The organism is Chryseobacterium taeanense (genome assembly GCF_900099685.1).
Classification (GTDB): domain Bacteria; phylum Bacteroidota; class Bacteroidia; order Flavobacteriales; family Weeksellaceae; genus Chryseobacterium; species Chryseobacterium taeanense.
Genome location: NZ_FNDW01000003.1, coordinates 290,641 through 303,191, shown reverse-complemented (window position 1 = coordinate 303,191; position 12,551 = coordinate 290,641). Strand labels below are relative to the sequence as shown.

Annotated in this window: 4 protein-coding genes; 3 read left to right on the top strand and 1 reads right to left on the bottom strand. The window is 43.5% G+C overall.

Annotated elements, in window-relative coordinates:
* Positions 1–604: 604 nt before the first annotated feature.
* Positions 605–1,183 (top strand): hypothetical protein, encoded by a 579-nt coding sequence (locus BLR30_RS06865; protein ID WP_139164602.1) that lies wholly within the window; start codon positions 605–607, stop codon positions 1,181–1,183.
* A gap of 49 nt (positions 1,184–1,232) precedes the next feature.
* Positions 1,233–11,858 (top strand): LamG domain-containing protein, encoded by a 10,626-nt coding sequence (locus BLR30_RS06860; RefSeq protein ID WP_139164601.1) that lies wholly within the window; start codon positions 1,233–1,235, stop codon positions 11,856–11,858.
* A gap of 65 nt (positions 11,859–11,923) precedes the next feature.
* Here BLR30_RS06860 and BLR30_RS17890 read toward each other — a convergent pair whose 3' ends face one another.
* On the bottom strand, positions 11,924–12,142 hold the full coding sequence (locus BLR30_RS17890) for a hypothetical protein (RefSeq protein WP_228400731.1): 219 nt from the start codon (positions 12,140–12,142) through the stop codon (positions 11,924–11,926).
* A 61-nt stretch (positions 12,143–12,203) separates the two neighbouring features.
* Here BLR30_RS17890 and BLR30_RS17885 point away from each other — a divergent pair, with 61 nt between their 5' ends.
* Positions 12,204–12,494 (top strand): hypothetical protein, encoded by a 291-nt coding sequence (locus tag BLR30_RS17885; protein ID WP_228400730.1) that lies wholly within the window; start codon positions 12,204–12,206, stop codon positions 12,492–12,494.
* Positions 12,495–12,551 lie beyond the last annotated feature (57 nt).

The window sequence follows — 12,551 nt, the reverse complement described above, 5'->3', positions numbered from 1 at the left end:
ATATACATCTTTATATACACATATTTTAACTTTTACATTTATCATGTAATAAATCCTACCCCCAAAGGTTTCAAAACCTTTGGGGTTTATTAGTTACCTTGTCTCTTGTTTGAAGAATGGTTTTGTTGGCTGTTCATGGGTTTTTAGCACTAAAAGAAATACTAATTTCAGTTTGACACTAACCCAAATCCTTCATCGCCCGACGAAGCACCCTCTCATCGGGCGAGATAAGGATCTTATCTCGGGTGTCATAAGAGGGTCTCATCGACCGATGAGACCCTCTCTCGTAAATTATCTCTCTGAATGATATTTATTTGAATAGAAAGTCGCGCTTTTATAGTTTAAGAGAATAAATATTACCATCGGTATAGCAATCATCTTGTGCTTAAACACTGCCAGAGTTGAAATTAGAGCGATGTGTATTTTATTCACTTTTGTTTGAGAAAACATAAATTATATTAACGATAATTTAATAATTATGAATAATTTAATATACAAAGTGTTGTTTTTTTTGGATGTTATTATATTTTATGTAAATTTGTAGACATAAAAGCAGTCTTACACGACTCGCCTTTTGCACACGATGAAAAAAGCAGCGCAATTAATGAGAAAAGTTTGGAAACAGAAAGCCTCCCACACAATAGGGAAGCTCTTCTTTTTTTTCATTATTGCCGGTTTCAATGTACACGCTCAATCATACTCCGGGGCAGATGCCGGAATCTACATAGAAAAAGGAACGTCCGTTTACGTAAAAGACGGAGTTACAGTATCCGGACTGGAAGATGACGGATACATCACTGAAAATTCAGTCAAAATAGTTGCTGACAATAAAAATCTCCTCTTAGGTAAAAAGAAAAACAATCGAAAGTTTGCTGAACTAAAAAAGCCTGCAAAAGCTCAGGATGTTCGAAAGCCACAAGATCCAGCCACTTCCAAAACCATTTCTTTACCCTTTTCAGAGAACAGGTATAGATTGGGACTTGCGGGTGGTAATGGCAGTATGGCGGTCGTTACGGGCAATCCTTCTGTAAAACATATTGCGGTTTACGAAAGATTCAGCTTTGAAAAATACATCATATTCAGGGAAGAGGAACGTGTATCGTATGCTACCATTCTTAGCCCTGTCTCAGGAATATTAACGATTCACTTCTCTCGGCCTCCCCCTTTTAATAGTATTGTATAAACAGTAGTGTATTCAAAAGAATATAACACAATACTATTAAAATCTTATAATGAAAAACAAAATTTATTTAATGACAATATTCTGCTTATTGACAGGATATTGTAGTAACATGCTCAAGGCGCAGACCGGCCCCGGAGGGGTCGCCGGTGCGTCACTCTGGCTGAGGGTGGATGATTCCACTACGCTCACGACAGATGCTAATGGCAATGTGTCGAAGTGGAGTGATTTCAGTGGTAATGCGAATGACATGACACAGTCAACGGACACTAAGCGTCCCGCATATATCAATAATAGCTCAGGAAACATAAATTTTAACCCTGTAGTATCATTTAACGGAAGCAATAATGAACTTTCCGATAGTAACGGGGTTTTTGGAACTTCTACCAATAGCAATGCAACAGCTTTTGTCGTAAGCTCGGTGAAGACGGTTCAAAACAGTTCTATATTTTATGAAATAGTTAAAAACCAATCTAATGCAGATGCTCAATTTACTTTACACGCCCCTTGGGGGAATAGTATTATGTACTGGGATGGAACCGGTACGAATAGAATTGAGACAGCATGGGGAGGAGCCGTGAACACCCCCTACATATGGACGGGTTGGAACACTTCAAGCCCGACTAAGACCTCATTGAGACGAAACGGGACAGAGATCGTTTCTGGTACCGCCATGAACAACTACAGTGGACAAAATAAACCGATGTATATTGGTTCTCTTGGCGGGTCAAGTTATTACAATGGCTCTATAGGTGAGGTTATTATATATAAGACGGCACTCTCAGAAGCACAACGTATTCAGGTAGAGTCTTACCTTGCGATTAAATACGGAACCACACTGCCTTCCGATTACAATCTCTCAGACGGTACCACAGTCTGGAATAAAACAGATAACAGCGGGTACAATAACAACATCGCCGGTATCGGTCGGGATTTTAATTCCGGGCTGCTTCAAAAGCAATCGCAATCCGTAAATAGCGGTTTCCAGCCGATTATTGCAAAGGGTAATCTTGCGGCTACGAACAGCAGTAATAGCAACGGCTTTGCCGTGGACGGTGACTTCCTGGTATGGGGATCCGATACAGGGAGTACTACTTTCTCAACGCCTTTTGCATTTAATGGGTTAAACTACCGAATGCCTCGTATCTGGAAAATGCAAAAGACAGGAAGCGTAGGCATTGTAAAAGTAGCCATCCCGGTAAGTATGTGGCTGGGTGCGGTTACCCAGCCTACCTTACTAATCAGTGGTGATGCCACCTTTGATGGCTCGGATAGTAATTTCTTAATGAAGAAAGAAACAATTGGTGGGATCGACTACTACGTGACGGATCCTATTAATCTTAACATCACTTCAGGGCAATACTTCAGCTTTGCAGGATTTGTAACCGCGCCAGGAGGAGTATTAGGAGAAAAGCTGTGGTTAAAAGCGGATGTAGGTACTGATACTACTGCTGATGGGGCGAGTCTGACGGTGTGGAATGACCAAAGTGGTTTGAACAGAAATGCAGGTAATGCCAATAGCGTTTTCTTTAGAGCTGGTAATAATAATGCCTATTCAGCCAATTTCAATCCTACTGTTGATTTCACAACTACAAACTCCCGCATATATAATGTAACAGGAGGCATGGTAAGTACAAGTACAGCAAGTATCCATTTATTTCTGATTTCAAATCCCAGAAGTGGTGCATCTACGGATAAAATGCTTGGTGCATTCACTAATTTAGGCTCTTCAGGGAGCAATAACTGGAATGAGCTACCATCTGTAAGAATATCAGGAAGCTATCATGCTGAGGCGGGAAGTACAGGAGGTACCGGATCAACTATTTCTTATAATCCGGCAATTTTGGGAACAACTGTACTAACTAGTTTATCGGTAAGCCCATCAGCAGGTGCTGTTACCTTAAGACAGAATGGAGCACAAGCGGGTAATCTGACCGGAAAATCACTTCAAAGTGGAACTCAGGGATATGTTTTAGGAAATGATGTATTTGGTGGTGGAGGTAATAATATTTCTGCATTGTTTACAGCCGGTGAAGTGATTGCTTATGAAGGTGAGCTCACAGGAGCAACATTAAGCAAAGTAGAAAGTTACCTTGCTCTAAAATATGGTGTAACAAAGTCAGGTGATTATATATCTTCAGATGCTGTTGCCTATTATAATTCTACTTCGAATTCTGGTTACCAGAATAACATCGCCGGTATCGGTAGAGATGATGCGTCAGGTCTGAACCAGAAGCAGTCGCAATCGGTAAACAGTGGCATCCAGCCTGTGATCGGAAATGCGAATATATCAGATACTAACGCCAACAACAACAATAATTTTGGTGCCGATAAGACCTTCATGATGTGGGGTTCAGATACAGGCAGCACCAATTTTGCCACGGCATTTGCTTTTGGCGGGCTGAATAACAGAATGACACGTATCTGGAAAGTACAGGAAACCCAAACGGTAGGCAAGGTAAGGGTTGCGTTAAAAGTAAGTGATCTTCCGGGAAGTGTAACCAAACCAACCTTATTGGTAAGTGGTGATACAACGTTTGACGGTCTTGATGACAGGTTCTTAATGACTAAAGAAACCATCGGTGGAGTAGATTACTATGTAACAGATATCAACGCTAATATTGACTTGTCTTCAGGGCAATACTTCAGCTTTGCGGCTTTTATGACAGCGCCTGGAGGGGTGTTGGGAGCATCCTTGTGGTTAAAAGGAAATAAGGATGTATCATCTAGTTCCACAACCTTAACGCAATGGATAGATCAGACAGGGAATAATAATTTTTCTGTTACTAATACAATACAAACAGGTACGCAGACAATTAATTTTAATAATGCAGTCTATTTTAATGGATCAGGCTACCTGACTGGAGATAGGGCTATATTATTTAAAAATGGCTATGGAATGTATCAATTTTCAGCCGGATCCGATGCTTTTGCAAACACAGTTATTTCAGGTACAAGCTCGACCTACGGTAACGCCGCATATTTCTTTAAGGGTCAGAGAATGGCTGCTGGAGATAATGATGCAGATGGAACAGGGGGTGTAACATATGTAAATACTACTACAGATATTGGCTATAATAAGCTTTTGGCAAATATGGATATTATTGCTGGTGCTTCCGCCTCATCTACTTTAGCTTACGTTAATGCAGGTAAGCTTGTAACACAATTATGGGTGGGTTCAGGCAATATGGCTAATCATAATTCTATACCATATGTTGGGCGTTCAAATGATAATACAAACCAAGATAGGTTTAATGGATTACTTGGAGAATTGATTATGTATCCTTCATCTCATACCGATGTAGAGCGCTTAAGGATTAACTCATATTTGGGAATTAAATATGGACTAACTTTATCCCGTAACAATAATGGAAATGCAACTTCTGGAGAGCCTATAGTAGCGGGAAGCATTTTTGAAGGAGATTATATAGCTTCAGATGGTAATACAAAATTTTGGAGTACTGATGCAACTTACCAGAACAACATCACCGGGATCGGTAGAGACGATGCTTCTGCCTTGAATCAAAAGCAGTCACAATCGGTAAACGGAGGAATCCAGCCTGTTATCGGGAATGTAAACATTGCCGATAACAATGCAAATAATGGCAATGACTTTACTTCAGACAAAAGCTTCCTGGTTTGGGGTTCTGATACAGGAAGTACCTCTTTTGCAACACCTTTTGCCTATGGAAGCTCCAATTTCAGGATGACCCGAATCTGGAAAATACAGAAGACAGGAACAATAGGAACGGTAAAAGTAGCCATACCGGTAAGTCAGTTGCCGGTGAGTGTAACCATGCCGTCATTATTAATCAGTGATGATGCTACTTTTGATGGCAGTGATGCCAGAAAGGCTATGACACAAGTATCATTGGGAGGAGTGCAGTATTATGTAGCAGAGGTAGATACCAATTTAGATGGATTTACTTCAGGACACTTCTTCAGCTTTGCAGGATACGTAACTGCGCCGGGAGGAGTTGCCGGGGTATCATTATGGTTAAAAGCTGATGCAGGAACTTCTACAGTTGTTGATAGTACTCCATTATCATCTTGGGCAGACCAAAGCGGTAATGGAACCAATGCATTACAGGCTACAGTTGGAAATCAGCCATTATATCGTACTGTACCTTCTCAGCTAATGAATTTTAATCCAATTGTGTCTTTCGATGGAGTTGATGACTATATTGATGCAAATAGCTTTATCAATGGTTCCACAAATACATTGTTTTCTGCTGTAAGACCACCTGCAGTAACTGATAGCAATGTTAGAAATATATTAAGTTTTGGTGCTGTAGGCACAAGTAATGGAGGAGAGTTCAGATTAAATAACGGAACTGTAGAATTCGGGCAAAATAATGGTAGCTGGGTGTCAATAATCAGTGCAACGACTGTTGATGCAGGAATCCCACAATTATTTGGGTCTTCTATGAGCAATACTACCAATGGAGCTAAGATTTATAAGAATAATTCAATAATAAAAACAGGAACGATCAATCAAATTCCTTCACCAGCAAGCTTAGTAAGCATAGGCTCAAGAACAATTGCTGGTCGTGCGCTTTACTTTAGTGGAGCAATTCCTGAAGTTATTACCCATAATACTGTTCTTTCCGATATAGAACGGTTAAGAATTAATTCTTATTTAGCCGTTAAATATGGTGTGACGTTATCCAAAGATTCCGATGGTGATACTAATTCTGGAGAAGAAATAGGAACTGGAAGCGGCATTTATGAAGGAGATTATTTAGCTTCCAACGCAACAACAAGATTCTGGAAATCCGAAGATGGTACTTATCAAAATAACATCGCCGGAATCGGAAGAGACGATGCTTCCGCGTTGTTGCAAAAGCAGTCTCAATCAGTAAATACAGGATCTCAGCTTATTATGGGTCTTTCCACGGTGGTGGCTACCAATGCAGCCAATACCGGAACGCTTAACAACCTGCAGTTCCTGATGTGGGGGGATAATAATGCAGCCAATACAACTCCTTTTACAGGAATTTCCGGCTACAACACAAGGTTAAGCAGGGTATGGAGAGTACAGAATACCAATGCGGTGAACCAAAGTGTTCAGGTATTGGTGCCATTTACGCTTGTCTCTTCCAGCAGCAGCTTATTATGCGGTACCGATGCTGCCTTTTCGGCCAACACCTACCAGGTGTATAATCCGAATCCGAATACTGTAACCATAAACTCGGTGGTTTACCGTGTATTTACGGTTCCTGCTGTAATGGTGAACCAGGCTTCGTTCTATATGACCCTGGCTTTCTACGAGCAGTCACCGGGTGGGGTAAGAGATGAGGTCTTATGGCTTCGCGGTGACACAGGCCTTACCAATACGCTTTGGGAAGATCAAAGTCCTGCGGTTAACAATAATGACCTCCAATTTAGCACCTATGCCTGTAATGAAAACCCAAGAGGGCAGATGGTGTTAGGAGAAACTCTGAATTTCAACCCCGTAGCAAGCTTTGGAGACAATGACAACTGGGTGTGGGGATACACACCTGCCAACATTTCACGTCTTCAACACGCTAATGCCGATGTAGCCATTGTGTATAAGACTGACGGTGCCTATGCACAGGACGTATGGGGTACAGATTGGGGAGGTGCATTTGATGAACGTTCATTAACTACTACCCAAATCGCCAACGATAATACAGGAATTGGCTATAGCGGAGGTAATTCAGGGGCTGCTACGATCAATGTGGCTTCCTTCCAGGGTACGGTTTCTGGCGGATCCAATGTATTGATTAATGGAAACAATGTGCTTAACTTTACAGGGTCCACCACCTATTCGGGTTGTAACAACATCCGTTTAGGCGACGTAAAAGGTGCGGGCAATGTCTTCAAAGGAGTAGTAGGTGATATGGTCGTGTACCAAAAGAACATGAGTGCGATCGATCGTATCCAGCTCAACAGCTACCTGGCATTGAAGTACGGAATTACACTTGGAAGAAACAACGACGGAAAACTGCCTGTTGGCGATATGGTATCGGCTTCACCGGTACAAATATTTGAAGGTGACTACCTGGCGAGTAACGGTACGACCAAAACCTGGTCATCCGATGCGGTGTATCAGAACAACGTGGTAGGGCTTGGAAGAGATGATATCTCGGCTTTCCATCAGCGTATTACCACGAGTCAGTCGGCGACACCGGATATCATTACCCTGAGTACCGACAGTAATTTTGCGAATAAGAACCAGAGTGGTACTAACGGGCATACCGATATTGTGAATGACAAGTTTTTCTTTGTCACCGGAAATAATAACGCGGCAACATCTTATGCTAAAAAGTTAGGTTTAAGCAATGGGCTTAATGCCTTGATGAAACGTATATGGAAAGTACAGAGAACAGGTACAGCGCAGGATGTCTATATCAAAACGACAGACAATCTCGCCACCTATCTTGTGTATAGTAATGATCCTACGTTCTCTTCCAATGTTCAATATCAACAGCTTATGGCAGGAGTAACACAGCAGGGCGTACAGATCCCTTCAGGATCCTATTTTACGTTTGCTACCTTTATGAAGTGGCCTGGTGGTGTAGAAGATGAAGTGGTATGGCTTCGTGGCGATATTGGTCTTACAGGAACGCAGACTTGGTTAGATCAAAGTGGAAACAATAATAATCTCCGTTTTGACATCAATGACTGTTTAGGAGGTTCAGCAGGCCAGATGACCTTGGGGAAAACCTTTAACTACAATAGCGTAGCAGGATTTGGTCCCGGTACAGGCTGGACCTGGGGTATGATCCAGGCAGATATTTCCCGTGTATCATCTCCTGATGCAGACGTGGCTATCATGTACAAAGCAGATGCGGTAAAAGAGCAGGATGTATGGGGTACAGACTTAGGTGGTATCCTTGATGAGCGCTCTCTGCTTACCACCAAGATTGCCAACGATAACCATTCAATTGGATACAACGGTGGTAATAGTGGTTATGCTACCATCAATATGGCTTCGTTTAAGAATACAGTTTCCGATGGATCAAACGTACTCATCAATGGAAACAATGTATTGAATTTTACAGGCAGCACTACTTACAACGGATGCAGTGTAATCCGTTTGGGAGATGTACCTGGAAACAGGGAAGATTATAATCCTTTTACAGGGGTCTTCGGTGAGTTTGTGGTGTTTAAGAAAAATATCACAGCATCTCAACGTATTCAGCTTAACAGCTACCTTGCTTTGAAGTACGGTATTACGTTAGGCCGTGATAATAATGGTAACGGAACATCAGGCGAGAACATATCAGCTCCGATTCAGGAGGGAGATTACCTGGCCAGTTACGATGGTACCGTTCGTATCTGGGAGAGCGATGCTGTTTACCAGAACAATGTGATCGGTATCGGCAGAGACGATATCACAGCGCTTCATCAGCGCATTACGAAGAGCCAGATGCCGGTATCGGATATTATCACATTGAGTACAGATAATAACTTTACCAACAACAACCAGAGCGGGGCAAGTGGGCATACCGATATTGCTAATGATAAATATTACTTTATCACAGGACACAACGGGCAGCCGACAACCTTTGCCTTAAAGTCAGGGTTAAGCCACAGTCTGAATGCTATCATGAATCGTGTATGGAAAGTACAGCAGACCGGAACACCTCAGAATGTCTTTGTAAAAGTAGACAACGTGAGAGCAACCTACCTGATCTACAGTACAGATCCTACATTCTCATCAAATGTTACCTATAAAGTACTTGCTTCAGGTGTAACTGCCGGTATCCAGATTCCAACAGGAAATTACTTCACCTTTGCGGCCCCGCTTAACGGTCCGGGTGGGGTAACTACTAACCTGGTGAGATGGTACCGTGCCGACAGGGATGTGGTGACAGGCTCTACCCTTACATGGAAAGATCAGACGGTTAATGCAGACGCGACCCAGTCGGTGGCAGTCAACCAGCCGGTGTACAATACATCAGGAACTTCCCTGTTGAACTTTAACCCGTCGTTCACCTTTAATGCGGATACAGTCAATTCTTCACTATCAGATTTCATGTCCTTCAGTGATGCGGGAATGGCAAATGGAAGCAAGATAAGATCGGTATTCGGTGTGGGTAGAACTTCGGTCACAGGAGGAACTTTCGAGTGGCTTACCAGCTATGGTACGAGTGCTGACGCTCAAAACTTCGGACTGATGAGATCGGGTAATAATGTTTTGGTGACAACGTATGGTCATGATTTTAGCCCTTATAGTTCAGCTTCTCCTTATGCGTCTAATACACCGGTAATTTCGTATGGGGCAGCTAACAATAGTAATATTTATGGAACGTATAATGCCCTTCCGATTGCAAGTACCACAGCAACAGCTCCAATAAATACTGTACTAAACATAGGAAGAATAGGGACAAGACAGTCAGGAAGTGAAAACTGGAACGGTGTTATCGGGGAAGTGATCTATTATAATACGATCCCGTCTTCTACCGATAAGCAGCGTATCGATTCTTATTTAGGATTGAAATATGGGGTAACACTGGGTACTAACAGTTCTCCGTTCACCTATTTGTCATCCGATGCAGTTAACAATACTTCTTTCTGGACAGGCAGCAATACCTACCAGAATAATATTGCAGGGATCGGTAGAGATGACATCAGTGATCTCTATCAGAAACAGAGCCAGAGTGTAAACAGTGGCAAGCAGGTGATCATTGGTCTTGATAACATAGCGGCCACCAATGAAGCCAATACAGGAACCTTTGATACCAATCTTCAGTTCCTGGTATGGGGAGACAACAATACCGATATGTCGGGTGATACTTCAACATTCACAGCCTTATATCCTTATCAGGAGAGACTTAATAGGGTATGGAGGGTACAGAATACCAAGAATCTTTCAAAAGATATCCAGGTATTGGTACCGGCAACATACATCAAAAACCTGAAAGTGTCTTCACTGCTCTACAGTACGGATGCTACATTCCCTGCAGGAAGCCAGGTGTTTGAGAGCAATACTGCCGGTGTGGTAACGATCAACTCAGTAGACTATAAAGCATTCACCATTCCTGCGGCGCAGGTGAATCAGTCGGAGTTCTTCTTCACCATGGCGTACTATCAAAAGTCACCGGGAGGAGTAGCAGGTGAGAACCTGTGGCTGCGTGCTGATGATGAGGAAATAGTTTCCAACGCAGATAATGCATCAGTAGCAACATGGAAGGATCAGAGTGGTAACAACAGCCACGGTACACAGGTCGTTTCCGGTCAGCAGCCTACGTACAGGAACAATGTGACGGATAATATGAACTTCAACCCGGTACTGGCCTTTAATGGTGGTCAGAACTTCGATATCACAGGAACGCTGGGTATCGACGGTCAGAAGAATGTAGCTGTTTTCGCAGTATCCGATATATTGGGTGCGCATTATTTCCTTCAGCCAAAAGTGGCAGGGGGTAATCTTCTGCAGTTCAGCTCTGCCGGTGCAGGATATGTTAACCTGACATTAGGCGGATCTTCAGCCACCAATACTACGGCCGCACCTTCAGGAGGTTCTTCAGAACTATATTCAGGATGGAGAACAGCAGCAGGAGATGTATTGTACAGCGGGATCAATGCCAAACAGCTTAACACTCTAGCTAACAGTACCAACTGGACAGGCGGAAACCTTGTCATGGGTAACGCTACCAACGGTAAAATTCCGGAAATGGTCGAATATTCTTCGTCACTGGATGATACGAAGCGACTGAAGGTAAACAGCTATCTTGCCCTGAAATATGGTATTACCATCTATCAGCCAACAACAGGTCAGGATTATCTGGCATCAGATGGAAGCAAGAGCTGGACAGCCGATGCGACGTATAAGTACAACATCGCAGGAATCGGAAGGGACGACCTTACGGCACTCAACCAGAAGCAGAGTCAGAGTGTGAACCGAGGTGCAACGGCCAATATTGAGACTGACAGCCAGGTGCTCGTAGCACTTAATGCTGTAGAGGCAAGCAATAAGGCCAATACCAATACCTTCAGCTCAGATATGCAGTACTTGGTATGGGGAGACGACAACGGATCCTTAACCACCAGAGTGGCCACAGGAAACGTAGCATCCAATGGGCTCACCTACACCAAGCGTTTCAGCCGTGTATGGAAAGTGCAGAACAAAGGGAACTTTGCCGATAAGATTGGCGTTTACTATCCTGTTTCAGCATTCGGAAATGCATCGTCCAGTTCCATAGGACTGATCTTTGCTTCTACCGCTGCCAAACTAAGCGACGGTACCGCTTTCGTGATCGCCAACAGTGGAAAAGAAACGATTAATGGTACGGAATATTATGCTTTCTATGTATCCGGAGGTGTCGTACCTTCACTCAATTACATGTCCTTCACCACGGCTACTTCGGTATGCTATAAGCCTGCGGTAACTTCCGGAACAGCTTTAGCGACCAAAGCGGGAATCACAGCTCTTGGAAGAGCCGGTGTAAATGCCGACAACTGGCCGATGGTAAGAAAAGGAGGCTGGATGGCTCTTGAAGCAAAAACCAAAGGTATGATCATCAACAGGGTGAGATTCAATGATTCCAACCAACCTGTGGCAGATGATGACACGACTCCTATTCTGACTTCTCCGGTGGAAGGGATGATCGTGATGGACCTTACCAACAGAATGCTGAAAGTCTATACCGTGAAGAACGGAGTTGCCGGATGGTATGAGATCGGTCAGCAGACCTGTCCTGATTAAATAATGAGATGCATCAGCTCTTTCCCGCACGGCGCACGCTGTGCCGTGCGGAAAGGCTGATCTTTTTAACAACTTAAATAATAAAAGACAATGAAATCAATACTAATTGCAGGAGGGCTGCTGGTCTCATCGGTCTGCTTTTCCCAGGTGGCGATCGGCAAAACTTCGGTTACCAACAACTGGGTATCCCTTGAGTTCGGAAACACTGAGAACCGGGGCCTGATACTTCCTTGGGTAAAAGTAGATCCTGATACGAAAACTATTCCCGATATGGTAGACGGCATGATTATTTTTGATCCTGCCGATGCCCAGGTGAAAGCCGTCGTGGCGGGAACCTGGCAGACCTTGAGCGCTGCCGATCCCAATGCCGGGACACTGGCTGCGGTAGATACTTCGCTTCAGGAGACCAAGCCGGAAGTTTCATCCGCCATGGTAAGGATAGGAGATACTGAGAATCCTGATCTTAAAGGGATCCTGGTACTCTCAGATACCGATAAAGCGATGGTGCTTCCCAAAGTGGCAAGTCCGCATCTGAACATTATAGATCCCGCTCCGGGATTGGTGGTCTACGATACCACGGCCCATCAGATCGCCGTTTTCAATGGCCAGGGATGGAGCTTCTGGGGACCGAAGTAATCTTCAGCAGGGTTTTTCAATGATCGGCCGGGGATGATAATCCCCGGCCGGTTTTTA

Coding starts and splice junctions, on each gene's coding strand:
- BLR30_RS06865 (WP_139164602.1), top strand. CDS start 605: ATGAGAAAAGTTTGGAAACAGAAAGCCTCCCACACAATAGGGAAGCTC.
- BLR30_RS06860 (WP_139164601.1), top strand. CDS start 1,233: ATGAAAAACAAAATTTATTTAATGACAATATTCTGCTTATTGACAGGA.
- BLR30_RS17890 (WP_228400731.1), bottom strand. CDS start 12,142: ATGCCGTCTACCATATCGGGAATAGTTTTCGTATCAGGATCTACTTTT.